We start from the raw sequence: 26,395 nt of genomic DNA on the forward strand, positions 1-26,395 counted from the left end.
GTTTCTTTCCTACAGCACCCTTTGTTTTCTTTACATCATGCCCATTCCGGCTCCGCCCGCCGGCATTGCCGGTGTCTCTTCTTTGATATTTGCAACAACAGATTCTGTTGTAAGCAAAGTGGATGCAACGCTTGTTGCATTCTGCAGAGCACTTCTTGTCACTTTTACAGGGTCAAGAATACCTGCTTTTACCATGTCCACATACTGTTCTGTATATGCATCGAATCCCATGCCTGGCTCCAGCTCTCTTACCTTATTAATGATCACGGATCCTTCCAGCCCTGCATTGGCTGTGATGTGGTACAATGGCGCCTCCAAAGCTTTGAGGATTACATTCGCACCGGTCTTCTCGTCTCCTTCCAAAGATGCAACAAGTTTTGAGATTTCCTTTGTAGCGTGGATATAAGCAGATCCGCCTCCTGCAATGATTCCCTCTTCCACTGCAGCTCTCGTTGCTGCAAGAGCATCTTCCATACGAAGTTTTGCTTCCTTCATCTCTGTCTCTGTCGCCGCTCCCACACGGATAACAGCAACTCCACCTGCCAGTTTTGCAAGTCTTTCCTGTAATTTTTCTCTGTCAAAATCAGAAGTTGTCTCTTCAATCTGTTTCTTGATCTGTGCGACACGTGCGTTGATTTCTTCTTTCTGTCCGTATCCGTCCACAATCACTGTGTTCTCTTTCTGAACCTTTACGGATTTTGCACGTCCAAGCTGATCCAACGTTGTCTCTTTTAAATCAAGTCCAAGCTCTTCTGAAATCACCTGTCCGCCTGTCAGGATTGCGATATCTTTGAGCATCTCTTTTCTTCTGTCGCCATATCCCGGAGCTTTTACTGCCACTACATTGAATGTTCCGCGCAGTTTGTTGACGATGAGAGTTGTCAAAGCCTCTCCCTCAACGTCTTCAGCGATGATAAGAAGTTTTGCGCTGGACTGCACAACCTGCTCCAAAAGCGGAAGAATTTCCTGAATGTTAGAAATCTTTTTATCTGTGATCAGAATGTATGGATCTTCCAGATTTGCTTCCATCTTATCCATATCTGTAGCCATATATGCGGAAACATATCCTCTGTCAAACTGCATACCTTCTACTAAGTCAAGCTCTGTCTTCATTGTCTTGGATTCTTCGATTGTAATGACACCGTCATTGGAAACCTTTTCCATAGCGTCCGCAACCATAGCTCCTACCTCATCGTCGCTTGCAGAAATTGCTGCAACTCTTGCAATCTGTTCTTTGCCGCTGACTTTGCTGCTCATCTTTAAGATCGCATCCACTGCAGCGCTTGTCGCCTTTTTCATACCCTTGCGGAGAACGATCGGATTTGCACCTGCTGCCAGGTTTTTCATTCCCTCGTGAACCATTGCCTGTGCAAGTACTGTGGCTGTCGTTGTACCGTCACCAGCTACGTCATTTGTCTTGGATGCCACTTCACGGATCAGCTGTGCTCCCATGTTTTCAAAAGCATCCTCAAGTTCAATTTCTTTTGCAATCGTAACACCATCATTTGTAATCAATGGAGCGCCAAAAGATTTGTCAAGCACAACGTTTCTTCCTTTTGGTCCCAATGTCACTCTTACAGTATCTGCAAGTTTATTTACACCTGTTTCCAATGCACTTCTTGCTTCTGCACCAAATTTAATTTCCTTTGCCATTTCAAAGACCTCCTAAACTATGTCTATATCTGCTTTTCTTTTTCTCTATTCAACAACTGCAAGAATATCACTCTGTCTGACAATGATATATTCTTCTCCGTCCAGTTCCACTTCTGTCCCTGCATACTTTGAGTAGATAACCTGATTTCCCACTGCAACATTCATTGTAACTTCTTTTCCGTCCACAACTCCACCAGGACCAACTGCGATCACTTCCGCCTGTTGCGGCTTTTCTTTTGCCTGCCCCGGAAGTACGATTCCTGATTTTGTTGTCTCTTCTGCTTCCAATTGTTTCAATACAACTCTGTCACCCAATGGTTTTAATTTCATGGTCAATTCCTCCTCTATTCTTATTAGCACTCACTAAAAACGAGTGCTATTTTTAATCTAGTAATAAAATAGCACTCCTCTTTCCACTTGTCAACCGGTTTCTTTTCACTTTATATTTATTTTATAGAATGATAAAACCCGTTTTTTATCTGAAATTTTAATGTTCTTCCCTCTTTTGAAAAGTATCTTTCCATGACAACGCCCTCACAGATAACAGGCTCTTTCTCAAAAATAGTGCACTCATAGACCGCATCCAAAAGAATCTCCCGCAATGTCCCCTCCTCCATCACCAAATATATGCATTCTTTTTCCCCATCATACGCAAGAATCCTGCAGTTATAATAAACGCGCGCCCTTTTCTCTTCATCGAGAATCACCTTTTTTAATTCAAGCCCTGCCCGCATTCCTTCAAACATGAATGGCTCTCCTTTCGTAAAAAAGGATGCTGCAAAACGCTAACCTTTTATCTCCAGTGTTTGCAGCATCCTTTTATTCTTCCCAAATTACTTTTTACTTTTTCATTTTTTCTTTCTTTAAAGATTCAATTTCCTTGAACACATAGTCGTTTACGACCTTAATGTATGTTCCTTTCATTCCGGAAGACCTGGATTCAATCACCCCTGCACTCTCAAATTTGCGCAGGGCGTTAACGATAACAGACCTTGTGATTCCCACTCTGTCCGCAATCTTGCTCGCCACAAGAATCCCTTCCGTCCCTTCCAGTTCGTCGAAAATATGAATAATTGCTTCCAACTCTGAAAAGGAAAGTGTCCCGATAGCTGACTGAACAATCTGCTCTTTTCTGGCTTCCTCAGCATTTTCTTCGTTCACGGAACGAAGCATTTCAAGTCCAACTACAGTTGTGCCGTACTCACTTAAGATAATATCATCGATATCGTATGTCGCATTCATCTTGTAAAGGAACAGTGTTCCGAGACGCTCTCCCGCAATGTCGATCGGAGTGATGATCGCCTGATAGTTTTCTACAACATCCTTTGAAAATCCAAGTGTTTGAAGATTTACATTCTCCTTCGTGGAAAGAATGCTCAACAGACGCTCATTTAAAAGTCCGTCAATGTGAGTTCCCACTTCAGATGTAATCAATTCATTGATCAACTCAACACCCAAGCATTTTCCGATACCAAGAACTTTTCCCTTTTTACTTACTACAAGCACGTTCGAGGCCAGTATTTCCGTAAGTACCTCACAGATATCATTAAACACCACCTTACTGGAATTGTTGTTATGGAGCAGTTTATTAATTTTTCGAGTTTTATCCAACAACTGTACGCTCATTTTTTCTTCCTCCAATTAAGATTATTTGATTCTGTGCCTTTTTCATTAATAACATTTTGCCAAACACAAATCACTTTTCATTTGTAATGTTATCATACAATTTATCACAATTCAACATTTTTTCTAATTTTTCACTTTTTCTTCAAAATATCCGCACTGAGCGTCGCTGCAGACAAGTTTATTTCCCTTTTCAGTCATGTATTTTCCACATCTTGGACATCTCTTTTCAGAAGGTTTTTGCCATGACATAAACTCACATTCCGGATTATTCTCACATCCATAGTATTTTCGTCCCTTTTTGGTCTTTCGGATCACAACCTCTTTCCCGCACAGAGGGCAGGCCACCCCTGCTTTTTCCAGATAAGGTTTTGTATTTCTGCACTCAGGAAACCCTGGACAGGCAAGAAACTTTCCGTGAGGTCCGTATTTCACCACCATGTTCCGGCCGCACTCCTCACAGATGACATCTGTCACCTCGTCTTCGATCTTCACGCTCTCCAGCTCTTTTTCCGCTTTTTTCACTGCTTCATCCAGATCAGGATAAAAATTGCTGATGACAGACTTCCACTCCACCTTTCCTTCTGCTACCAGGTCCAAAAGCCCCTCCATATAGGCTGTAAAATTCACATCCACAATGCTCTCAAAGGATTTTTTCATAATATTGTTTACAACTTCCCCAATCTCAGTAAGATAGAGATTTTTATTCTCCTTTGCCACATAACGCCTTGCAATGATGGTTGAAATGGTCGGAGCGTACGTACTCGGGCGTCCGATCCCAAGCTCCTCCAGCGTCTTGACAAGCGCTGCCTCCGTATAATGAGCCGGGGGCTGGGTAAAATGCTGTTTTGATTCAAAGGACTCTTTTGAGAGAACAGAATCTTTGTCCAGCCCTTTGACAAGCAGATTCCCCTCCGCCTTCTCCTCTCCGGACTCCACGTATACATTTCGAAATCCGTCAAATACAAGTTTGGATGCAGCAACTGAAAAGCGATATTCATCTGCTGCAATCTTAACGGATGTTGTCTCATATTTCGCTGGTTTCATCCTGCTTGCAAGAAAACGTTTCCAGATAAGCTGGTACAGCCGGAACTGATCCCTTGTCAAGGATTCTTTCAATGAAGCCGGGGTCCTTGCAGGATCTGTCGGACGGATAGCCTCATGGGCATCCTGAATCTTCTTCCCTGACTCTTTTTTTCCTTCCTTCTCCGCTACATACTCTTCCCCGTATACCTGACCAATATATTCCCTCACAGCAGTGTCTGCCTCCTCGGAAATACGGGTGGAATCGGTACGCAGATAGGTTATCACACCGACTGTTCCATTCCCTTTGATGTCGATTCCTTCATATAGCTGCTGCGCAATGCGCATCGTCTTCTGCGTTGCAAAATTCAGCGCCTTTGATGCCTCCTGCTGCAATGTGCTCGTCGTAAACGGAACAGGCGCTTTCTGAGAGCGCTCCCCTTTTTTTACTTCCGCAACACGGTAAGCAGCATTTTCTACTTTTTTTAAGATTTCATCCAATTCTTCTTTGGAATGAATATTCATTTTACTTTTTTCTGTCCCGTAGAATTTCGCTTTCAGAGGTTTCTTCTCCCCTTCCACACGGAAGGTCCCTTCCAATGTCCAGTATTCTTCCGGGATAAATGCATTGATCTCTTCTTCACGGTCCGCAATGATACGAAGCGCCACAGACTGCACACGGCCTGCACTTAACCCTCTTTTTACCTTTGCCCAGAGAACCGGACTGATGCGATATCCCACGATTCTATCAAGGGCTCGTCTTGCCTGCTGTGCATCCACCAGATTTGTATCGATTTCCCTAGCCTGTTTGATCGATGCCTTTACAGCACTCTTTGTAATCTCGTTAAAGCTAATCCGGTACATCTTTTTGCTGTCCACTTTTAAAGCTTTGGAAAGATGCCACGCGATAGCCTCCCCTTCACGGTCCGGGTCAGTTGCCAGATAGACTTTATCTGCCTTTTTTGCTTCCTTTCTCAAATTGGCAAGGATATCACCTTTTCCTCTGATGGTGATATATTTTGGTTCAAAATCATGCTCCACGTCAATACCGAGCTGACTTTTTGGCAAATCTCTCACATGCCCATTTGATGCGGCAACAACATAATTACTGCCCAAAAACTTTTTGATGGTTTTTACCTTCGCCGGAGATTCTACAATTACAAGATACCGGGCCATATAACATCCTCCTTATATTTCAATGGTCGATTCTACTCTCGCATAATAATTTTTTCCTATTTCACAAATACATCCTTTGATTTCCAATGCAATCAATATGTCTAAAAGTTCCGGTATATTCATGGAAATTTCGTCTGAAAGTTCTTCCAGACTTTTTGGATGTAGACCAAGGCAACTATACACCATATTTTCGGCACTTTCAAGCATTATTTTATTTTCATTTTTTTCTTGTTTCTTTCCAGTATTTATAATCCCAAGGTCCAAAAGCGTCTCCCCGGGCGATATCAGCACACCTGCCCCCTGTCTTAAAAGCTGGTTGCATCCGCGGCTTAACGCACTTGTCACATCTCCCGGCAGTGCATACACATCCCTTCCCTGCTCCAGCGCCATGTCAGCGGTTATAAGTGATCCGCTTTTCTCTTTTGCCTCCATGACAAGGACAGCATCCGAAAGACCGCTGATGATACGGTTTCTAGCCGGAAAATTTTTGGCAAGGGGTGGGGTGGAGGGAGGATATTCACTCAAAATGCCTCCCCCTTTTTCCAATATCTCCATGTACAGTGAAAAATTTTCCCTTGGATAACAAATATCCACACTGCACCCGAGCACTGCAAATGTCATTCCCCTGGCATCCAATGCACTTTTCTGTGCAATACTGTCAATCCCATGAGCCATGCCGCTCACAATCTCCACACCAGCCACTGCAAGTTCCTTTGCGAAGAGCGATGCCATACCCTTTCCGTAATTGCTGCACATTCTTGCTCCGATAATAGCAACTGATCTTTTTTTCTTGTTTGGAAGTTTTCCTTTCACATATAAACCATAAGGACTTGACGGGATCTTTAAAAGCTTTTCTGGGTATTCCTCTGTAAAAAAAGGAACAAATGCTATGTTCTTTTTCCTCAAAACTTCCATCTGCCTCTCCATTTCCCACGTTTTTTTGCTCTCTTTTAGAGACAGGATTTGTTTGTCAGAAAGCCCATATTCGGTATATAAGTTCATTTCTTCTATATTATGATACAGAAGTTTTGGATTCATTTTTCGTTTCTTTGCCAGTGAAATGCCTTTCACTGTGGAAAGCCACATTCCATACTTCCACATACTACCCCATTCACTCTCTCCAATTTCTTTGCTCCATGACACGATATCCAAGCGCCTCCCTTATCTGTATTCTTTTTATCTTTTCATCGCCCTTTAGATCTGCGATCGTCCTGGCCACTCTCAATATTTTGTGGTAAAGCCTCGGCGTCAAACCAAGTGCTGTGTACGCCTCCTTAAGGCAGTCCTTCGCCTCCCCATCCATGATGCAAAATCTTTCTATCTCCTTTATCCCCATCTTGGCATTGACCATGCTCTTGTTCCCAAATCGCTTTTCCTGTATCTCCCTTGCTTTTTCAATTCGTTTTCGGATCAATGCAGATGTCTCCTCCTGTCCGTCTGCGGAAATATCCTTGAATTGTATCTTCGGCGCCTCAACACAGATATCGATTCTGGACAAAAAAGGCTGACTGATTCTGCCAAAGTAATTTCTCCTCTGTGAAGGTGTACAGGTGCATGCCGAAAGGTCTGGAAAATTTCCGCATGGACATGCATTCGTTGCAGCCACCACTATACAGTCCGCTGGGAAAACATAGTTTCCAGAGTTTCGCACAAGGCGGATCTGCCTCTCCTCCAAAGGCTGTCTCAATACCTCCAGCACCCCTCTTTGAAATTCCGCAAGTTCATCTAAGAACAGGATTCCTCCATTTGCAAGACTCAATTCCCCAGGTTTTGGCACAATCCCGCCGCCAATGAGGGCTGCTTTTGTAATAGTGTGGTGAACTTCCCGGAACGGCCTTTGCTCCTCTCCTTCCATCTCATCCAACAGTCCAAGTACACTGTATATTTTCATGATCTCAAGCTTTTCTTGCTCTCCCATCTTGGGCAGAATACCTGCCATCCGTTTTGCGATCATCGTCTTTCCTGCTCCAGGTGGCCCCACCATCAGCATATTATGACCTCCGCACACTGCCACCTCCGCAGCCCTCTTTAATGTCCTCTGTCCTTTGATGTCCGAAAAATCCGGAATGCATTTTTCCTTTTTTTCTTTTTTTCTGGCTGTTCTATGTCTGGGAACTCTTCCCTCCTTTAAAAATTCTATTGTTTCCTTCAAAGAGCTCACCCCTATGAGCCGCATTCCTTCTGCCATCTTCCCCTCTTTCAGATTTCCATGAGGGATGACGCACGTTTTCACACCTTGTGTCTTTGCGTGAAGCACCATGGGAAGAAGCCCCCTCATAGGACGGACACTGCCGTCCAGTCCAAGTTCACCAAGAATGAGTACATTCTCCAGATTTTCTTTTGGAATCTCCATCAGAGCACCGAGAATGGACACTCCTATAGGCAGATCAAATGCAGCCCCGCTCTTTCTCACCCATGCTGGAGCCAGATTCACGATAATCTTTTTTGCCGGGATTCCCATTCCCATATTTTTGGCTGCAGCTTTTATCCTCTCCCCAGACTCTTTGACCTCGGAAGCCAGGCAGCCAACCATATGAAGCATGGGCAGCCCGTTTTGAATATCGGTCTCAACACAGACAAACTCTGTCTTAAGTCCCTTGAGAACCGCTGACATCACTTTACAGTACATGAAATTTTTCCTTTCTTTTTCTGAAATCATTGACGAAATGTCATGAAATGAGTTAGAACGTAATATAGTTATCATTATACATATATATACAAAAAAAGCAAGGGATTTTCTTTTTTGTTTCTCGTTTTCCCTTGCTTTTTGTACTAAAACGGCAGATTTTCAATCCAGGGACGAACCAGTTTCATCCATACAGCGCATTCCTTTTGAAAACCTCTTCCATCCTCGGAAAGCCCCAGTCCATCCGCACTTCCAAGTCCATGTGCGCCTTTTGGAAACAAATGAAATTCTGTGACAATCCCATGTTCTCTCAACGCCCGCGCATACAACATGGCATTTTCCGCAGGAACCGTTGTATCTTCAAATGTATGCCAGATAAAGGTTGGAGGAACTGCATCGCTCACCTGTTTTTCCAAAGATACTTTTTCCTTGAGCACATCATACTTCTCTCCGCAAAGATTGCAAAAACTTTCCCTGTGTCCATATTCACCGGAAGAGATAACCGGATAACTAAGTATCTGCCCATTTGGCCTTAACAGTTCCGCGTCTGAAACATGCAGGGAGCTTTTCATCCACTCTTCCTTCCAGAAACTGCTATATCCGGCTGCCAGATGTCCTCCCGCAGACGAGCCCTGCACAATGATTTTATCCGGTTCAATATACCATTCGTCTGCCCTCTCCCGAAGTATCTTGACACACCATCCAAGTTCCAAAAATACCTTTGGCCAGAGCTTTTGAGGAGCCACGCTGTAACGGAGGACCGCTGCATGGCACCCCATCTCCATAAACTTGATCGCCAAAGATTCCGCCTCCCTGTCGGATGTCATGCGGTAGGCGCCTCCCGGGCAGATGATCACGACAGGCCTTCTTCTTCCGTCATAAAGTTCCTTTGAATTTTCCCAAAAATAAGTATAAAGTTTCGCTTCTGTCCTGATTTTTTCCAGGACAACAGGAATTTCCTGATGTATCATCTCTTTCCTCCTTATCGTGTTTCATCAAAATCGTACAACTCCAAATCTTCTTGGAAAAGCACAATCCATTTTGTCCTCTCATACGTTATATTAAATACGCTTTGAGGTGTTTTTCTTGAAAGCATTTCCAAAACCTATGATTCCCGAAGAAGAGGCTTATTACCTGCAAAAATATACAGAAGGCGACCTTCAAGCAAAACACATCCTGATCGAGCGTAATTTAAGACTGGTTGCGCACATTGTAAAAAAATACCAGAATTACGGGGAAGACTCTGAAGACCTTCTCTCCGTCGGAACCATCGGACTGATCAAAGCGGTTGTGACATTCGACCCCTCCAAAAACAGCCGTCTTTCTACCTATGCTGCCCGCTGCATAGAAAATGAAATTCTCATGCTTTTGCGATCCCACAAAAAAATCTCCAGAGAAGTCTCACTCTATGAGCCAATCGGAACAGACAGGGAGGGCAATGAGATCCAGCTCTTCGACATCATTGAATCCGATGAGACAACTGTGCAGGATCAGCTGGCCTTAAAAGAGGATATCAAAAAACTGTATCAGACTCTGGAATCCACACTCTCCAAAAGAGAACGTCTTGTCCTGAAAATGCGCTACGGCCTCTACAACGAAGAGGAATACACGCAGCGGGAAATCGCCGCTTTGCTCGGCATTTCCCGCTCCTATGTGTCCCGAATTGAAAAAAGCGCCATCGAAAAACTGCGCGCTCACTTTTAAACCAGCTCCCGAAAAAGAAGCGGACTCTCCGCTCCTTTTTCGCCGGACTTTTACTCCTCTTTTCTTCTCAAAATATCAAACTTGTCCGCTTTCACCCCAAGGTCTACATAGAGCACCTGTTTTGGATGTGGTGCGCTCCCCTGTTCGTTCCCCTCTTCATCCAGGATCCTCTTTACGGTTGCCACAAGATTGTCCCCGTTTGGTTTCATGATCTCAATCTCTTCCCCAACGGAAAATTTATTTCTCTGCTCAATCCTATACATGCCGTCTTTTTCCTTCCCAATGATGCCAAGGTAAGTGTACTCCTTCACATACGTGTTGCTGTCGTATATCTGCGTTGTCTCATCGGGTTTACCAAAGAAAAATCCGGTTGTAAACTGGCGGTACGTACAGTTGGATATCTGTTCCAAATACCACGGCATATTTTTTTCATAGAGTTTTGGATCCTTCTGATAATCATCAATGGCTTTTCTGTATGTTCTCGCCACAGTAGCCACATAAAGTGCTGTCTTCATCCGCCCTTCGATTTTCAGACTGTCAATTCCCGCATCCAGGATTTCCGGAATATGTTCTATCATGCACAGATCCTTGGAATTGAAAATATAGGTACCTCTCTCGTTTTCATAGACCGGCAAATACTCACCCGGCCTTTTCTCCTCAACAACTGCATACTTCCATCTGCAAGGATGAGTACACGCCCCCCTGTTGGCATCTCTTCCGGTAAAATAGTTGCTCAGCAGACATCTTCCGGAATAAGAGATACACATAGCGCCGTGTACGAATGTCTCTATCTCCAACTCTTTTGGAATATGAGCGCGGATTTCTTTGATCTCCTCAAGAGAGAGTTCCCTTGCAGACACCACGCGGCTTGCTCCCTGGCGATACCAAAAATTATAAGTTCCATAGTTTGTGTTGTTGGCCTGCGTACTAATATGCCTTTCAATGTCCGGACAAATCTCTTTGGCAATCTCAAACACCCCCGGGTCTGCAATAATGAGCGCATCCGGCCCTATTTCTTTTAACTCCTCAAAATATGCTCTGACTCCCTCCAGGTCATCATTATGCGCCAGAATATTCGCGGTCACATATACTTTTACATCGTGTTCGTGAGCAAATGCAATACCTTCCTTCATCTCTTCCATGGAAAAATTTTTTGCCTTTGCCCGAAGTCCAAATGCCTCTCCTCCAATGTACACTGCATCAGCCCCAAATATGACTGCAGTCTTTAATACCTCCAGGCTGCTCGCCGGAATCAGCAATTCAGGATATCTTGCCATTGTCTTCTCTCCTTTATTTCTTTATACTCAGAGCCGCCCCGTCCCCGATAGGGACAATGGACGTTTCCAGTCTTTCATCATGTTTCAAAGTGTAAAGGTACTCCCTCATTCTGCTGTGGATCGTACGATTTCTTCGCTCCACTGCAAACCTGGATTCTATGATATCCCCATCCTGCAGCACATTGTCCGAAAGAAGTACTCCTCCTTTGCCAAGCAACCGCACTGCCTCTGGAAAATAACTGATATACTGTGCTTTCGCAGCATCCATAAAGATAAAATCATACGGTCCAGAAAGAGAGCGCATAATTTCCAGTGCATCTCCTTTGAGCAGAGAGATACAGTCTTCTTTCCCTGCCCTTCTAAAATTTTCCCGTGCAATGGGAATTCTCTTCTCATACTTTTCAATAGTGTCGATGATGCACCCTTTCGGCATATATTCACTCATCAAAATGGCAGAAAATCCAACTGCTGTCCCGACCTCCAAAATCCTCGCCGGCTTTTTTATTAAAAGCAGAACCTTTAAAAAACTCTGCATCTCTTTTCGGATAATAGGGACCTTGTCTTTGAGGGCCTCACTTTCTATCTCTTCCAGGATAGGGGTGTTTTCCTGTTCCAGAGAACGTATAAAGGATACCATCCTTTCCTCTACTATCATCTTTTTTCCTCCTGTGGCGCATCAAGAGAGGGCCCGCAAAATCATAATTCTGCGATGCCCTCCCGCAAGTCTTCATATACTTATACATTCACATCCATAATGATCGGAAGAATCATAGGTTTTCTCTTTGTCCTCTTCCAGATAAAATCATTCATCGTATCACGGATTGCATTTTTAATCTTACTCCAGTCTGCATTCCGGTTTCTAAGACAGTCCTCAAGCGTATTGTATAGCACCTGTCTTGCCTCCTCCATCAGACTTTCGGACTCTCTGACATAGACAAATCCCCTGGACACAATGTCCGGCCCCGCCAAAAGTCTGTTTGTCCCCTTTTCCAAAGTGAGCACAACGATCAGGATTCCATCTTCTGCCAAATGCTGCCTGTCTCTCAGTACGATATTTCCGACATCTCCGACACCAAGTCCATCTACGAGGATTGCTCCGGTGTGTACTTTATCCACGACTTTTGCGCTGTCCTGGGAAAGCTCGATCACATCCCCTGACTGTAGGATAAAAATATTCTCCTTCGGAATACCAAGTGACTGGGCAATCCCTGCATTTGCCTTCAAATGCCTGTACTCTCCGTGAGCCGGGATCGCATATTTCGGTTTGATCAAAGAATAGATCAGTTTCAACTCCTCCTGACATGCATGTCCGGACACATGGGCATCCTGAAAGATAACATCAGCCCCTTTCTGGGAAAGCTCATTGATCACGCGTGATACTGCTTTTTCATTTCCTGGAATCGGGTTGGAGCTGAAGATAACAGTGTCTCCCGGCTTGATCGTCACTTTTTTATGCACATCCGCAGCCATCCTGGAAAGGGCAGCCATAGACTCGCCTTGGCTTCCCGTTGTGATAATCACTGTCTTTTCGTCCGGATAATTTCTAAGCTGGTCAATGTCGATCAATGTCTTGTCCGGAATCTGCAGATATCCAAGTTCTGATGCCGTGGAGATGATGTTCACCATACTTCTTCCCTCAACAACCACTTTTCTGTCGTATTTGTACGCCGAATTTATGATCTGCTGCACACGGTCTACATTGGATGCAAATGTGGCAATGATGATCCTCGTGTTTCTGTGCTCCGAAAAGATATTGTCAAAGGTTCTTCCAACCGTGCGTTCAGACATGGTAAATCCTGGTCTCTCCGCATTGGTACTGTCGGACATCAGTGCCAGAACACCCTTTTTCCCAATCTCTGCAAAGCGCTGCAGATCAATGGCATCGCCGAATACCGGCGTATAGTCCACTTTAAAATCCCCTGTGTGAACGACAATTCCAGCCGGAGAATAGATGGCAAGCGCCGATGCATCCTGAATACTGTGGTTTGTCTTGATAAACTCAATTCGGAACTGTCCAAGATTGATGGACTGTCCGTGGCGCACAACCTTTCTTCTTGTGCTGCGCATCAGGTTGTGCTCTTTGAGCTTATTCTCAATGATCCCCATTGTCAGTTTTGTCGTATAGATCGGCACATTGAGCTCTTTTAAAATATACGGCAGTGCGCCGATGTGGTCCTCGTGCCCGTGGGTGATGACAAATCCTTTCACTTTTTCTACATTGTCTTTTAAATACGTGATATCCGGTATAACTAAATCTACTCCAAGCATATCGTCCTGTGGAAATGCAAGACCGCAGTCCACGACAATAATACTGTCTTCGTATTCAAAGGCAGTAATGTTCATTCCTATCTGTTCCAGTCCGCCCAAAGGAATGATTCTCAATTTTGAATTGTTTCCTTTTCTCAAAACTACACCTCCATAAATCTAACTCTTCCGCACATTTTGTTTTACTACATGCAATGTCAGCGGGTCTACCTATCCGCATTTTTAAGGAAATCCTGACTCTGTCCGTCCTCTTTTTCTCCTCAGTACTGCAAATCCGGATGATACTCCCCGACATGGCTCGTCTATTGCAACAGCCTTATGGCTTTTGTAATCTATCTTATATACGCAAAAGTTTCACTTCATTCTAATACTTATAATTCAATTGTTGTGTCTTCCAAAAGTTCTTCAAACATCTTTGATACGGCCAATAATTCTGTGTCATCTTCAATAATCTCGTAAATACTGTCCCTGTCCTCATCTGTACTCGTATCTTTCAGGATCAGACATTCCGCTTCATCGTCTTCAGAATCTGAGACAAGAAGGTAAGAAACACCGTTGATCCTCGTCTGTTCCAGGACAAAAAACTCTGTTTCCTCTGTTCCGTCCAATACAAACTTAATCTTCTCCATGTTTTTCTCCTTTACGCTCATTGTCATGATATATGGAATCCAGATATCCCTGCAGAATAAACACTGCCGCAATCTTATCGATATATTTCTTGCGCTCTTCACGCCTTATACTGCTCTCGATCAAAGTTCTCTCTGCCTCCACCGTGGTCAGCCGTTCATCCCATAAAATCACTTCCAGCCCGGTACGCCTCTCCAGCATTTCCTTGAACTCCAGCGTACGTTTCGCGCGTTCTCCTATGTCGTTGTTCATATGCTTTGGAAAGCCGAGTACAATCTTCTCCACACTGTTTTCCTTTGCCAAACTCTCGATTCTGGCAAGGGTCTGGCGAAGTTTGTTCTCCGCTTTTCTCACAATCGTCTCAACAGCCTGCGCTGTAATTCCCAGCGGGTCACTTATCGCCACTCCCACTGTCTTTGTCCCGTAATCAAGTCCAAGTACTCTCATCTTCTATTTCCAGCCCTGGTTCTTGATATATTCTTTGAGCATCTCCTCTACCAGTTCATCTCGCTCCACCTTCATAATCAGACTTCTGGCTCCGTTATGACTTGTAATGTACGTCGGGTCTCCGGACATGATGTATCCTACGATTTGATTTACTGGATTATAACCTTTTTCCCTCAAAGCGCTGTATACAATCTCTAGAATATCCTTTGCCTGAATCTGAGGTGCCGGCTCAACTTTAAAAAATTGTGTATTGCTTAAATCTTTCATCTGCTCACGTCCTTCTATCTACTTTCCATTTCATTCTAATATAACTAGTTATAAAATTCAATGTATAATTTGTAAACGATTTTCAAGCGTCATTTTTACTATTTTATTCCTGATATCCTCATCTGACTCAAGGAACACCTTCATATATTCCTTTGTGTGTCCGACAAATCCTTTCTTCCCTTCGTGGACAATCTCCTCCTCCACAAGGACCTCCACCTCTTTCCCAAGCCAGGCATCCTCGTATTTTTGGCGTTTTTCCCTGTCCATGGCAAGCATTTCATTACTTCTTTTTGTCTTTATCTGCTCATCGATCTGACCTTCCATGGCCGCAGCTTTCGTACCCTGTCTTTTGGAGTATTTGAAAATGTGTGTTTCATAGAAATCAATGCCGTCCACAAAAGCCTTCGTCTGGGCAAATTCTTCCTCGCTCTCCTGAGGGAACCCTACGATGATATCGGTAGTAAGGGCTGGATTTTCAAAATACTTTCTGAGCAATGTGCATTTTTCTCTAAACTCTTCCGCTGTATATTTGCGGTTCATGCGCTTCAAGGTGGCATTGGAGCCGCTCTGCAAGGACAGATGAAAATGCGGACAGAACTTAGGAAGCCCAGAAATCGTTTTTGCAAACTCCTCAGTGATGATTCTTGGCTCCAAAGATCCAAGCCGGATTCTTTCAATTCCCTCAATCTTATGCACTGCCAATATCAAACCAAGAAGGTCCGTTTTTTCCTGCTCAAAATCCACGCCATAGGAACTCAAATGGATTCCTGTCAAAACAACTTCTTTATATCCATTTTCCGCCAGGTCTTTGATCTCGTCCACCACATCGCCGGCTGTCCTGCTTCTGACTCTTCCTCTGGCATATGGGATGATACAGTAACTGCAGAACTGATTGCACCCATCCTGTACTTTGATATATGCCCTTGTGTGCTCTCTTGTTCTTGTCAGGCGCATGCCCTCATACTCCTGTGTGTGGTTGATATCAATGACTTCCGTTATCTTCTCCCCGCAGCGCTCCTCATACTCCTTAAGCACTTCTACGATATTCTTTTTCTTATTATTGCCAATAACAATGTCAATGCATTCATCGATCTGCCCATTTTCTTCGGCTGCCTGTACATAGCATCCTGCCGCCACAACAATTGCTTCCGGATTTTTCTTTTTTGCCCGGTGAAGCATCTGCCTTGACTTTCTGTCCGCCATATTGGTCACAGTACAGGTATTGATGATATAAACATCTGCTTCCTCCTGAAACGGCACGATCTCATAGCCGGCACGTTCCAGCAGCTCCTGCATGGCCTCTGTCTCATAGGCGTTTACTTTACATCCTAAATTATGCAATGCTGCTCTTTTCATTTTTTCCCTTCTTTCTGCTGTCACCATTTATCGAAATTAACGAAAAACAAAAGCTTGTTTCGTCATTTTGTTTCTTGACTTTTATATACGCTCACCGTAAGATATAAATATAATTACAAATAATCTTAAGGAGGGTTTTCCAATGAAAACAGTTACAATTTCTTTAAATTCTATCGAAAATGTAAAATCATTTGTAAACACAATTACGAAATACGACTCTGATTTTGACTTGGTTTCCGGCAGATACGTTATTGACGCAAAATCTATCATGGGTATCTTCAGCCTTGACCTCGCAAAACCAATCACATTGAACATTTATGCAAAGAGTGATATCGACGAAATTATGGAGGCTTTAAAACCTTACATTGTTGAGGCGTAAAATTTATTGCATTTTCATGAATAAAGTCATCCTATTTAAAAATAGGATGGCTCTATTTTTTTCTGTCTCTATTCAATTACTATTCTCTCGGTTGTCTCGATCGCAGTCTTCACAAGCTCATCAATCTTTTCGGTAAGTTTTTCCTCTGAACGGCGGATCACATTTACATTCGGTTTTGTCACCGGATGCTTGGCCACAAAGATTGTACAACAATCCTCGTATGGCTGAATGGACGTCTCGTACGTATTGATCTTTTCAGATATTTCCACAATCTCCTGTTTGTCAAATCCGATCAAAGGGCGGTACACCGGAATCGTACACACATCGTTCGTGGCCATAAGGCTTTGCATGGTCTGGCTTGCCACCTGGCCGATGCTCTCCCCTGTGATCAGACCAAGACATCCGCTCTCCTTTGCAAAATGTTCCGCTATGCGCATCATGTACCGGCGCATAATAATGGTCAGCTCATCGTGAGGGCATTCATCGTAAATGTAGAGCTGAATGTCTGTGAAATTCACGATATTTAGAGTGATCGGACCGGAATACTTTGCCACAAGTTTTGCCAGATCCACTACCTTTTGCTTTGCACGCTCACTCGTGTACGGCGGCGCATGGAAATAGGTTGCCTCCAATCCTACACCTCGCTTGGAGATCATATAACCAGCCACCGGGCTGTCAATACCGCCGGAGAGCAAAAGCATAGCCTTTCCGTTTGTCCCTACCGGCATCCCTCCAGGTCCCGGGATGACCTCCGAGTATAGATACACCTCGTCGCGCACTTCCACATTGAGCAGTACATCTGGGTGATGGACGTCGACGCGGATTTCCGGGAATGCCTCCAGAATCGCCTCCCCTAAATCTCTGTTGATCTCCATAGAGTTTTTCGGATAGGTCTTTTTCTGCCTTCTGGACTCCACTTTAAAGGTAATGTTTTTGTCCGGATATGCCGCGTCCATATATGCCACCACATCTTTTTTCAGTTCCTCAAATCCCTTTTGCTCTACCTGAACGACCGGACAGATCCCCACAATCCCGAACACACATTTTAATGCAGAAATCGCATCCTCATAGTCATAATATCCGTTCCAGTCTATATAGATGCGCCCCTGGGATTTGCGGACATGGAAACTGCCCTCCACGTCTTTGAGCGCATATTTAATCTGGCGCACAAGCGCATCCTCAAACAGGTAGCGGTTCTTTCCTTTAATTCCAATCTCTCCGTATTTTATCAAAAAAGCCTGATATGTCATTTTGATTTATCCTTTCTATCCCTCTTGGACTTCTTTTACCGTCTGGAATAACGACGTAACATTGGTACCAAATTATACAGCGTCTTCAGCGTATAGTCAATCTCTTCCTCTGTGGTAAATTCAGACATACTGAAACGCAACGTCGCATCCAGGAATTCCCTTCTCGTTCCAATCCCCTTTAACACCCCGCTTATCTGCGGATGGTTAGATGCACATGCGGACCCTGATGACACATAAATCCCCTGATCTTCCAGCGCGTGCAAAAGAACTTCGCTGCGCACTCCCATGAATCCTACGCTGATGATATGCGGTGCGCTTGTGTCATCATACAGTCCATGGATCGCAGTATACGGAATCCTTTTGATCCCTTCAACAAACTTTCCTTTCAGTTTTCTCATAACAGCTACCTTTTCTTCCAGTCCGGTATAAATTTCCTTTGCCGCCATACCAAGTCCCGCGATCCCAGGAACATTCTCCGTACCGGATCGGATGTTGTGCTGCTGCTCTCCTCCAAACACGATCGGTTTGATCTTCACCCTTTCATCAATATAGAGTGCCCCGATTCCTTTTGGACCATGAATCTTATGCCCGCTTAAGGAGAGCATGTCAATGCCTTCCCTTTTCGGAAAAATTCTGTATTTTCCATATCCCTGTACTGCGTCCACATGGAACAGGATATTTTTATTATAATTTTTAATCACCCGGGCTGCCTCCTGTATCGGCTGTACAGCTCCAACCTCATTGTTCACATACATGATGGATACCAAAACGGTGTCCTCACAAAGTGCATCTCTTAAGGCATCCAGCCGTACTCTCCCGTACTGATCCACAGGCAAAAACGTAACCCGGTATCCCTGCTCTTCCATATATTGCATGGTATTTAAAACAGCCGGATGTTCAATCGATGTTGTGATAAGATGTTTTCCGGCTCTCTTATTGGCCCTTGCAACTCCCCTGATAGCCAGATTGTCACTCTCTGTTCCCCCAGAAGTAAAAAAAATCTCCTTGTCCTGCACCTTCAGCGACTTTGCAAGAACGGATCTTGCTTCTTTGACATATTTTTCTGCAACCACGCCTTTTCTGTGCATGGAGGACGGATTTCCGTAATCTTCACACATCACTTTCCCTACAATGTCCCGTACACTGTCATAACATTTTGTTGTGGCCGAATTATCTAAATAAACCTCCATAGGTATTCTCCTCTTTTTCCTCTTCTTTATTACTATATGCTCCCGCCAACAAAGTGCAACGGCCCTAGCGTCCTTCCAGACAGAACATCAAAATAGAGAGCACAGTAAGTCCTGCAGTCTCTGTGCGCAGGATCCTCTTTCCCAGGGTAATGACCTGCGCCCCCGCCTCTTTGGCATCTTCCGCCTCTTTGGCATCAAATCCGCCCTCCGGCCCGATGAAGACTGCCACCGACTGTCCACTTTGAATGGTGGAGATCACTTCCCTTGTCCTTTCCATGCCTTCAGCTAGCTCATAAGGAAATAAAAATCTGTCCATTTCTTTTGCCAAGCTAAGCGCCTCTTTATAGCTCATCACAGGGCAGACCTTAGGGATCATCTGGCGCGCAGACTGTTTGGCCGCACTCTCGGCAATCATCTGCCAGCGCTCCACTTTCTTTTTGGCCTTTTTCTCGTCCAGTCTGACAACCGACCGTTTTGTTGCCACCGGGATGATCTCATGCACGCCAAGCTCCACAGCCTTCTGCACGATCCACTCCATCTTATCTCCTTTTGGTAGCCCCTGGAACAGGTAGATCTTTGCCGGAAGCTCCATATCCTCCGCCAGGATTTCTTTGATGGCTGCAAGTACTTTGCTTTCCTCTATCTTCTCAATTCTGCACAGATATCTCTGATTGTTGCCGTCACTGACATGAAGTTCTTCACCTTCCTTCATGCGCAGTACATTTTTGATGTGGTTCACATCATTCCCCTGTATTTCAATGGTTTGTCCCTGCACCTGATCTGGTGTCACAAAAAACTGATGCATCTTTTCACCTAATTCTTTCTCGCTGTCACAGATACCCATTCTCCTTGATGGTTCACTTCCAGAACCGTAAATCCTGATGCCTTGACAGCCTCCACAACCGTATCTTCCTTTTCCTGGATAATACCGCTTGTAATATAAATGCCTCCTTCTTTCAGATGACCAGCGACCACCGGAGTCAACGGCACAAGCACATCGGCCAGAATATTTGCCACGACAATATCATAGCCGCAGCCAACCTTCTCCTGCACCTCTTCGTCGTCAATGATATTGCCGATCATCACCTCATATTGATTCTTTGCAATCCCATTTACCTCCATATTTTCATATGTGGCATCAATCGCACACGGATCAAGATCCGTCCCAACGGAATACGCTGCCCCGAATTTCAAAGCCAACATGCCAAGAATCCCGCTTCCGCAGCCAACATCCAAGATTTTTGTGGATGGCGTTGTATATTTTCTTATCTGACGGATACAAAGCTGGGTTGTCTCATGCATTCCGGTTCCAAACGCTGTACCTGGATCAATGTGTATGATCATTTTGTCCTCATCCTCAGGTTTTACATCTTCCCAGGACGGAATGATAAGGATGTCATCCACATAAAACTGATGGAAATACTGTTTCCAGTTGTTCACCCAGTCCACATCCTCGGTCTTAGACTCCTCAATCGTACACTCTCCTACATCCATAAAAGAGGAAAGCTCCTCAAGCTCTCTTCTCACATCATCCAGAACTTTTTCCTTATCATCGTCCTCCTCCAGATAGAAACTGATATACGCTACTCCATCGTCAGGCTCTATCTCCGGGAGAATATCCACAAACATCTGCTCTTTGTCTTTTTGGGTGAGCGGGATTTTATCCTCAATCTCGATTCCCCCAATCCCAAGGTCCATAAGCACGGAACTGACAAGATCCTCTGCCTTTGTCGTTGTCTTTAATCTGAATTTATACCATTTCATTTTCGTTCACCTCGTTTTAGTCTTTTACAAGTATAACAAATGACCGCCTAAAACGCAATCAGGACAGGAAACCCAAATGTTCAAGAAGAATCTTTAAGCCGATCAAAATAAGAATGACTCCCCCGAACAGTTCTGCCCTGCTTTCATACCTGTTTCCGAATACATGTCCGATTTTCACACCTGCCATGGAAATCATGAATGTTGTCACACCGATGAAACTGACAGCCGGAATAATATCCACATTCAAAAATGCAAATGTCACGCCCACAGCCAAAGCATCAATGCTTGTTGCAACTGCAAGTCCTAACATGGTTTTCACATCCAGCTTTTCTTCATTGCAGACGCAGTCCTCTTCCCCTGAGAGTGCCTCCTTTATCATGTTTCCACCAATACATCCCAAAAGGATGAACGCGATCCAATGATCAACAGAAGTGATCACATCTTTAAATTGAACTCCAAGAAGGTATCCCAAAAGTGGCATGCCGGCCTGAAAAACACCAAAATAAATACCCACGATCCCAGACTTTTTCCATGTACATTGTTTCATAGAGAGTCCTTTGCATATGGACACGGCAAATGCGTCCATAGAAAGTCCTACTGCAATCAGAAATAATTCAATAATCCCCATGTCTTCCTCCGTTCTTTCCGGCAAGACCTGCACTGCTCTTTTCTTAGTATTTTTAAGTTATACTTCCAATTAACGATAAAAAAACTTATCCACAGTGGGCAGAAAAAGTCTCTGCCTTCACCATGGATAAGTCTCGTTATTTTTGACAATAGAAAATCTACAAACTCTGTTTTCTACTGTTTAAAGTCCTGCCAGATAATTTCTTATCAGTATGTTGACAAAACTACGCGTGAGCGCCAACTACTCCCTTACCAACTCTGTTATTATAAAATCCGGCATCTTTGTTAGTCAATTCTAACTTATTCTTTTCAACAATTTTTTACAAAAAATGTTTTCTTAAGTACTCCGGAGTCTTTGCGCTCAAATATGCAGGTGCAATATCAAATGCAGTCTTGCAACCGGACTGTCCTTCTTTGTTGAGACGGTATGCTGCTCTTGCATATGCAACCAATACAGAGGAAGTAAATTCCGGGTTAGAATCCAGTGTCAGGCTGTATTCAATAAGATGTTTGTTTTCACCGTTCCAGCCTGTTTTACCGCTGCGGATCACAAATCCTCCGTGAGGGATTCCGCTGTGGTCTCGTTTCAGCTCTTCTTCACTGATAAAATGTACAATAGTGTCATATTCATCAAAGTAATTCGGCATTGTCTTAATGGTCTCCTCGATTTTTGCCTTGTCTGCGCCTTCCTCTGCCACAACAAAACACTCTCGCAGATGTTTTTCTCTTGTTGTCAGATCCGGATTTTCCCCTGCACGCACGGCACGCAGCGCCTCTTCTTTTGGAATGGTGTACTGTTTTGCATCTCTTACACCTTCTATGCGACGGATCGCGTCAGAATGACCTTGGCTTACACCTTTGCCCCAGAATGTGTAGTCTTTTCCATCTTCCAGAATCGCATTTGCGTACAAACGGTTCAAAGAGAACATTCCCGGATCCCAGCCAATGGAAATGATTCCGACTTTTCCGCTCTCCTTTGCCGCTTTATCAACAGCCTCAAAGTGCTCTGGAATCTTTGCGTGTGTATCAAAACTGTCCACAACATTGAACGTTTTTGCAAATTCAGGAGTCTGCACCGGAAGGTCTGTAGCACTTCCTCCGCACAGGATCATGACATCTATCTCATCTTTCATATTTACAGCTTCATCCACAGAGTATACCGGCACACCGTCAGTCAAAAGAGTCACGGTCTTTGGGTCACGTCTTGTGAAAACTGCTTTCAGCTCCATATCTTCTCTCTGTTTAATGGCGCATTCTACGCCTCTTCCGAGATTTCCGTATCCTAAAATACCAATTCTAATACTCATCGTTTGTCCTCCTTAATCTTTCTGTTCACTATTTTATACGTTAATACGAAAAATTCAAGCATTTTTTATACTTTCTCAATTCCCTGAAGAGCAAAATCCGGAATAAAACTCTCTTTCGCCGTTTCACCTTCCTGCACAAATCCATTTTCCACTCCAAGGTCAATGGCTGCATCCACCACTGCTTCGTACTCTTCTTCTGTCAGTTTCCGGTTGATCTCCGGATAATCTTCCACCCACGAAAGCGGCGTATACTGGTTCATAATACTGATATAGATATCATCCCCGTAAGTTTCATATAAATAACGGATGATCTTCTTTGCCTCCTCCACATGTCCCGGGAGGACAAGGTGCCTTACGATGACTCCCCGTCTCATATAGCCATCCCCGTCAAACACAGGTTTTCCTGCCTGGCGCACCATCTCTTTTAAAGATTCTATGGCATACGCCCGGTAATCCGGCGCACTGGAATATCTCCTTGCGCTCTCCTTTTCCCAATATTTAAAATCCGGAAGATATACGTCCACATATCCTTCCAGTATGCGGATCGTCTCTGCCTTTTCATATCCGCTGGAATTGTAGACGATGGGAATATCAAGCCCTTTTTGTTTTGCAAGTTTTAAAGCCTCAAGGACCTGATACACAAAATGTCCTGGGGTCACCAGGTTGATGTTTGCGGCTCCTTGGTCCTGCAGATTACAAAAAATCCTGGCAAGCCTTGACACAGAAATCTGTTTTCCAATCTCTGCCTTTGCAATTTTTTGATTTTGACAGTACACACACCCCATCGAGCAGCCGCTAAAAAACACAGTGCCGGATCCCTTTGTGCCGGAAATACAAGGCTCCTCCCACATATGAAGGGCAGCTCTGGCTGCCACAAGCCTGTCGCTCATCCCACAGAATCCCTTCTGTCCGGCTGTTCTGTCGACTCTGCAGTTTCTCGGACAGATCACACAGGATTGAAACGGTTTTTTCATAGAATCTTTCCTCCAAAATCTGTAAGAATGTCTCTTCCATCCAACACCGCCTCCATAAGGTTGTCCCCCTCATAGCGAAGTTTCAATGAAAAAAACGGAGCGTCCCTTCTTATAAGATCGAGAAAAATCTTATCCCCTTCCCACAAATTGAGTTCTAAAAGGTCCTCCTTTTTGATCCAGCAAAGATTGCCCTCATCGCAGGATGTCATCTCCCCTTCATATGCATCCGCTGTATACAGGCACATGTATTCCGTGACCCCTTTATCCGAAATGAATGTCACAAGTCCCCGAAAACGGTAATCTAACAGGGTAAGCCCGGTCTCCTCTTTCACTTCTCTTACCAGGCATTCGTCCGGACTTTCGTTCTTCTCAAAATGTCCTCCCACTCCGATCCATTTTCCTTCGTTGACATCGTTTTTTTTCTTTACCCGATGCAGCATCAGATACGCATCATCTTTTTCTATATAACAAAGTGTGGAAAGACTCATTTGTTTTCTCCTTTTTCTTTTTTCAATAGTATTTCATAGCATTCCTCTGACACCGGAATACTCATGCCAAGCCGCTTTGCCTCCCGCACCAAATATCCTCCGAACGTATCCAGTTCACTTTTTCTTCCCGCACGGATATCTCTTTGCAGAGAACTGGTTGCATTGTCTTTCAGCCTGTGAAGAAAATGCTCATACTGATATTCCACATAACTCTCCTCAATCTGTACTCCTTTTTCTCTTGCCACAGTATATGACTCTTGTAAAATCGTCAGGTACTGCTTTTTTGTCTTTTCCTCTTTTCTAAGCTGCCCGATACTCTTGTCATAAAGCGCTGTCATGACATTGTAAGCACAATTCAAAATATATTTTTTCCAGATTTCTGCTTCGATATCCTCTCCAATCCTGCATGAAATCCCTGCTCTTTTCAGCAGATTCTCTGTCTTTAAAAGCCACTCAGGTTTTCTGTTCTCTTCTGTCCCAATACGGATATCCGCAAAGTTTCCTTCGTGGATGATACTGCCGTCTTCTGCCACAAAAGAGACAATGTAGATCAAGGATTTCACAAGCTTTCCCTTTCCAAGATATTTACCTGCACAGTCTGCGCAGTCAACACCGTTCATCACCGGAATGACGATGGTATGTTCATCCACAGCGCCTTTTAAATTGGAGCACATTTCTTTCAGTGAATAATTCTTTACGCAGATAAAGACATAATCCTGCACTTCCAGTGAATCTTTAGCGGCATCCTTCACTTCCTTTGCGAATGCATGCACGTCTCCGTGAAGTTCGCTGTGTAAGATAAGACCCTCCTTTTCCAGCTTTTCTTTTCTCTCTCCCCTTGCAAGCCATGTCACGTGCGGGTAGGCTTTTGACAGCATGACGGCCAGATAGCCGCCCACACCCCCGATTCCTGCCACCATGATTTTTATTTCTTTATCATCCATTCGTTTCTGCCTTTTCTTTTTTGTATGATTAAAATGTTTCATATTTTACAATTTCTTCCGGCTTTTTGCGCATAGTTTCATGCCGGTTTACATCACCTTTTTTCCCGTCCTTTGCATATCCCACAGCCAGAATATTGACCGGTTCTATCCCTTCTGGTATTTGGAAATTTTTTCTGATGACTTCTGGCTTGAACCAACATATCCAAAGCGTTCCAAGGCCAAGGTCTGTGGCTTCCATCATCATATGATCCGTCACAATACTCACGTCAATGTCTCCGTGATTTTTTCCGTCGTATTTGCGGCACCATGCCTCTTCTGTCACTTTGCACACAATGATGGCAAGCGGCGCATTGTAAAGTCTTGCACCTTCCTCAATCTTTGCAAGGCCTTCCTCGCTCTCTACCACGATCAGTCTGTACGGCTGGTTGTTGACCGCACTCGGCGCAACTCTTGCCGCCTCCAAAATTTTGTAAAGCTTTTCTTTCTCTACCTTTTTTTCTTCATATTCCCTTACAGAATACCTCGTTTTTGCCAGCTCTAAAAAATCCATCCCTAGTTTCCTCCTTCTTCCTGTCCATCATAAAATTTTCCACGCACCCCTATTACTCTGTTCTTCCGTATCAAGAGCACCTGGTTTCCATTTTCGATTGTATCGTACCCTTTTTCATTCGCCTGTATCTCTTTTTCCTCGTCATTGATCAAAATTTGAATGAAATACTTTTTCCCCTGTTTCCTTTTTCCAAGCACCAGTGCCTCTATGGTTCTTACGTTCCCTGCAACTCCCCGGACAAAAGCAAAGGTGATGATCGTTGCCAGCGCCCAAAAGAGAAAAATCAGAAAAATAATGAATGCCTTTTCGTTTGTCATTTTCCCACTACCTGTCCCATCCAGCTTTTGTTATTTTATCAATAGATCTTTTCTGTAGAATAAAAAGAGTGCTGCTTTCCCAACAACACTCTCTCCTTTTTACTGTACACACTAAATCATCTTTTCATTTGCACGCATAAATTTATATTCCGCTACAGAACGGTCAAAGGATTTGATATGTCCGTACAGCCACTCGATCACATTTTTGTTTACCTGCTCCACAAATGCCTCGGAAGGCCCTTCCTCTTCCTCCAGCATCTCGTGCAGCTCTTCCACTGTACGGATAAACTCTTCGTGCTTTTTCTTGTGCTCTTCAATTCCAGGATATGCAATCTCCTCCTGCAGTTTTTCCTCTGCCTGAAAATGAAATTCTGTATAGTCGGCGAGAAAATTGAGCATACGCACTGCTGCTGCTTTTCCTCCGTTCTCCTCACAGCTGTCCAGAAGATCATTGATCTTTTGAATCAATTCTTTGTGCTGACCGTCTATCATTTCATTTCCTGTTACCAAGGACTCGTCAAACTCTGCTCTCATAAATCAGTCTCCTTTCCTAGTGCTTTC

Annotated in this window: 29 protein-coding genes; 2 read left to right on the forward strand and 27 right to left on the reverse strand. The window is 44.1% G+C overall.

The annotated features are described in order from the left end of the window. Nucleotides 1-30: 30 nt before the first annotated feature. The 8 genes from groL to B5F18_RS03015 all read right to left on the reverse strand — a co-directional run bounded on the left by groL (nucleotide 31) and on the right by B5F18_RS03015 (nucleotide 9,072). Nucleotides 31-1,653, reverse strand: a complete 1,623-nt coding sequence (gene groL, locus B5F18_RS02980; RefSeq protein ID WP_087156174.1) for a chaperonin GroEL — start codon at nucleotides 1,651-1,653, stop codon at nucleotides 31-33. A 45-nt stretch (nucleotides 1,654-1,698) separates the two neighbouring features. After that, a complete protein-coding gene (gene groES / locus B5F18_RS02985; protein ID WP_087156175.1) occupies nucleotides 1,699-1,983 on the reverse strand; it encodes a co-chaperone GroES in 285 nt (94 codons plus the stop codon). Between the two features lie 116 nt (nucleotides 1,984-2,099). Further along, the gene (locus B5F18_RS02990; protein WP_087156176.1) at nucleotides 2,100-2,399 is read right to left on the reverse strand and encodes a hypothetical protein; all 300 of its coding nucleotides are present in this window, start codon (nucleotides 2,397-2,399) and stop codon (nucleotides 2,100-2,102) included. A 94-nt stretch (nucleotides 2,400-2,493) separates the two neighbouring features. Further along, on the reverse strand, nucleotides 2,494-3,279 hold the full coding sequence (codY, locus tag B5F18_RS02995; protein ID WP_087156177.1) for a GTP-sensing pleiotropic transcriptional regulator CodY: 786 nt from the start codon (nucleotides 3,277-3,279) through the stop codon (nucleotides 2,494-2,496). Between the two features lie 123 nt (nucleotides 3,280-3,402). Next, entirely contained in the window at nucleotides 3,403-5,475 is a 2,073-nt protein-coding gene (gene topA, locus B5F18_RS03000; protein WP_087156178.1) for a type I DNA topoisomerase, read from the reverse strand. A gap of 12 nt (nucleotides 5,476-5,487) precedes the next feature. Continuing rightward, the gene (gene dprA / locus B5F18_RS03005; protein WP_242955792.1) at nucleotides 5,488-6,618 is read right to left on the reverse strand and encodes a DNA-processing protein DprA; all 1,131 of its coding nucleotides are present in this window, start codon (nucleotides 6,616-6,618) and stop codon (nucleotides 5,488-5,490) included. After that, nucleotides 6,587-8,104, reverse strand: a complete 1,518-nt coding sequence (locus B5F18_RS03010) for a YifB family Mg chelatase-like AAA ATPase (RefSeq protein WP_087156180.1) — start codon at nucleotides 8,102-8,104, stop codon at nucleotides 6,587-6,589. The genes dprA and B5F18_RS03010 overlap by 32 nt, the downstream gene beginning before the upstream one ends. A gap of 143 nt (nucleotides 8,105-8,247) precedes the next feature. Beyond that, nucleotides 8,248-9,072, reverse strand: coding sequence for an alpha/beta hydrolase (locus B5F18_RS03015; protein WP_087156181.1), 825 nt, complete (start codon nucleotides 9,070-9,072; stop codon nucleotides 8,248-8,250). 115 nt (nucleotides 9,073-9,187) lie between these two features. Between B5F18_RS03015 and sigK the strand changes: the two genes are divergently transcribed. After that, the gene (gene sigK, locus B5F18_RS03020) at nucleotides 9,188-9,805 is read left to right on the forward strand and encodes an RNA polymerase sporulation sigma factor SigK (protein ID WP_087156182.1); all 618 of its coding nucleotides are present in this window, start codon (nucleotides 9,188-9,190) and stop codon (nucleotides 9,803-9,805) included. Between the two features lie 50 nt (nucleotides 9,806-9,855). Here the strand turns inward: sigK and B5F18_RS03025 are convergent, their stop codons facing one another. The 7 genes from B5F18_RS03025 to mtaB all read right to left on the reverse strand — a co-directional run bounded on the left by B5F18_RS03025 (nucleotide 9,856) and on the right by mtaB (nucleotide 16,044). Then, nucleotides 9,856-11,082 (reverse strand): peptidase U32 family protein, encoded by a 1,227-nt coding sequence (locus tag B5F18_RS03025; RefSeq protein ID WP_087156183.1) that lies wholly within the window; start codon nucleotides 11,080-11,082, stop codon nucleotides 9,856-9,858. 13 nt (nucleotides 11,083-11,095) lie between these two features. Beyond that, nucleotides 11,096-11,737 (reverse strand): O-methyltransferase, encoded by a 642-nt coding sequence (locus B5F18_RS03030; RefSeq protein ID WP_087156184.1) that lies wholly within the window; start codon nucleotides 11,735-11,737, stop codon nucleotides 11,096-11,098. 80 nt (nucleotides 11,738-11,817) lie between these two features. After that, nucleotides 11,818-13,488, reverse strand: coding sequence for a ribonuclease J (locus tag B5F18_RS03035; RefSeq protein WP_087156185.1), 1,671 nt, complete (start codon nucleotides 13,486-13,488; stop codon nucleotides 11,818-11,820). A gap of 230 nt (nucleotides 13,489-13,718) precedes the next feature. Beyond that, nucleotides 13,719-13,976, reverse strand: a complete 258-nt coding sequence (locus B5F18_RS03040; protein ID WP_087156186.1) for a DUF1292 domain-containing protein — start codon at nucleotides 13,974-13,976, stop codon at nucleotides 13,719-13,721. After that, on the reverse strand, nucleotides 13,963-14,421 hold the full coding sequence (gene ruvX, locus B5F18_RS03045; protein WP_087156187.1) for a Holliday junction resolvase RuvX: 459 nt from the start codon (nucleotides 14,419-14,421) through the stop codon (nucleotides 13,963-13,965). Before ruvX ends, B5F18_RS03040 begins: the two co-directional genes overlap by 14 nt. Before the next feature lie 3 nt (nucleotides 14,422-14,424). Next, a complete protein-coding gene (locus B5F18_RS03050) occupies nucleotides 14,425-14,688 on the reverse strand; it encodes an IreB family regulatory phosphoprotein (protein ID WP_087156188.1) in 264 nt (87 codons plus the stop codon). A 57-nt stretch (nucleotides 14,689-14,745) separates the two neighbouring features. Further along, a complete protein-coding gene (gene mtaB, locus B5F18_RS03055; RefSeq protein WP_087156189.1) occupies nucleotides 14,746-16,044 on the reverse strand; it encodes a tRNA (N(6)-L-threonylcarbamoyladenosine(37)-C(2))-methylthiotransferase MtaB in 1,299 nt (432 codons plus the stop codon). 142 nt (nucleotides 16,045-16,186) lie between these two features. Between mtaB and B5F18_RS03060 the strand changes: the two genes are divergently transcribed. Continuing rightward, entirely contained in the window at nucleotides 16,187-16,423 is a 237-nt protein-coding gene (locus tag B5F18_RS03060; RefSeq protein ID WP_087156190.1) for an HPr family phosphocarrier protein, read from the forward strand. A 68-nt stretch (nucleotides 16,424-16,491) separates the two neighbouring features. On the opposite strand, the gene thiI is transcribed toward B5F18_RS03060, so the two are convergent. From thiI to B5F18_RS03120, 12 genes are all read right to left on the reverse strand, one after another. After that, complete coding sequence (gene thiI, locus B5F18_RS03065; protein ID WP_087156191.1) at nucleotides 16,492-17,673, reverse strand: tRNA uracil 4-sulfurtransferase ThiI; 1,182 nt, start codon at nucleotides 17,671-17,673, stop codon at nucleotides 16,492-16,494. A 35-nt stretch (nucleotides 17,674-17,708) separates the two neighbouring features. Further along, a complete protein-coding gene (locus B5F18_RS03070; RefSeq protein ID WP_087156192.1) occupies nucleotides 17,709-18,863 on the reverse strand; it encodes a cysteine desulfurase family protein in 1,155 nt (384 codons plus the stop codon). 64 nt (nucleotides 18,864-18,927) lie between these two features. Next, the gene (locus B5F18_RS03075; protein WP_087156307.1) at nucleotides 18,928-19,668 is read right to left on the reverse strand and encodes a 16S rRNA (uracil(1498)-N(3))-methyltransferase; all 741 of its coding nucleotides are present in this window, start codon (nucleotides 19,666-19,668) and stop codon (nucleotides 18,928-18,930) included. An 8-nt stretch (nucleotides 19,669-19,676) separates the two neighbouring features. After that, nucleotides 19,677-20,627, reverse strand: coding sequence for a 50S ribosomal protein L11 methyltransferase (gene prmA / locus B5F18_RS03080; protein WP_087156193.1), 951 nt, complete (start codon nucleotides 20,625-20,627; stop codon nucleotides 19,677-19,679). 58 nt (nucleotides 20,628-20,685) lie between these two features. Further along, on the reverse strand, nucleotides 20,686-21,255 hold the full coding sequence (locus B5F18_RS03085) for a manganese efflux pump MntP (protein WP_087156194.1): 570 nt from the start codon (nucleotides 21,253-21,255) through the stop codon (nucleotides 20,686-20,688). A gap of 319 nt (nucleotides 21,256-21,574) precedes the next feature. After that, nucleotides 21,575-22,561, reverse strand: coding sequence for a diaminopimelate dehydrogenase (locus tag B5F18_RS03090; protein ID WP_087156195.1), 987 nt, complete (start codon nucleotides 22,559-22,561; stop codon nucleotides 21,575-21,577). Between the two features lie 65 nt (nucleotides 22,562-22,626). After that, nucleotides 22,627-23,535 (reverse strand): radical SAM protein, encoded by a 909-nt coding sequence (locus B5F18_RS03095; protein ID WP_087156196.1) that lies wholly within the window; start codon nucleotides 23,533-23,535, stop codon nucleotides 22,627-22,629. Beyond that, on the reverse strand, nucleotides 23,532-24,023 hold the full coding sequence (locus tag B5F18_RS03100; RefSeq protein ID WP_087156197.1) for an NUDIX hydrolase: 492 nt from the start codon (nucleotides 24,021-24,023) through the stop codon (nucleotides 23,532-23,534). The genes B5F18_RS03095 and B5F18_RS03100 overlap by 4 nt, the downstream gene beginning before the upstream one ends. Then, nucleotides 24,020-25,009 carry a ketopantoate reductase family protein gene (locus B5F18_RS03105; RefSeq protein ID WP_087156198.1) on the reverse strand — a complete coding sequence of 330 codons (990 nt, stop codon included), beginning with the start codon at nucleotides 25,007-25,009 and terminating at the stop codon, nucleotides 24,020-24,022. The genes B5F18_RS03100 and B5F18_RS03105 overlap by 4 nt, the downstream gene beginning before the upstream one ends. Continuing rightward, nucleotides 24,996-25,517, reverse strand: a complete 522-nt coding sequence (locus B5F18_RS03110) for a nitroreductase family protein (protein WP_087156199.1) — start codon at nucleotides 25,515-25,517, stop codon at nucleotides 24,996-24,998. Before B5F18_RS03110 ends, B5F18_RS03105 begins: the two co-directional genes overlap by 14 nt. Nucleotides 25,518-25,519: 2 nt before the next feature. Further along, on the reverse strand, nucleotides 25,520-25,834 hold the full coding sequence (locus tag B5F18_RS03115) for a hypothetical protein (RefSeq protein ID WP_087156200.1): 315 nt from the start codon (nucleotides 25,832-25,834) through the stop codon (nucleotides 25,520-25,522). Between the two features lie 111 nt (nucleotides 25,835-25,945). Next, a complete protein-coding gene (locus B5F18_RS03120) occupies nucleotides 25,946-26,368 on the reverse strand; it encodes a bacteriohemerythrin (RefSeq protein WP_087156201.1) in 423 nt (140 codons plus the stop codon). Nucleotides 26,369-26,395: the final 27 nt, after the last annotated feature.

The sequence above is a fragment of the Lachnoclostridium sp. An181 genome (genome assembly GCF_002160325.1).
In the GTDB taxonomy this organism is placed as follows: domain Bacteria; phylum Bacillota; class Clostridia; order Lachnospirales; family Lachnospiraceae; genus An181.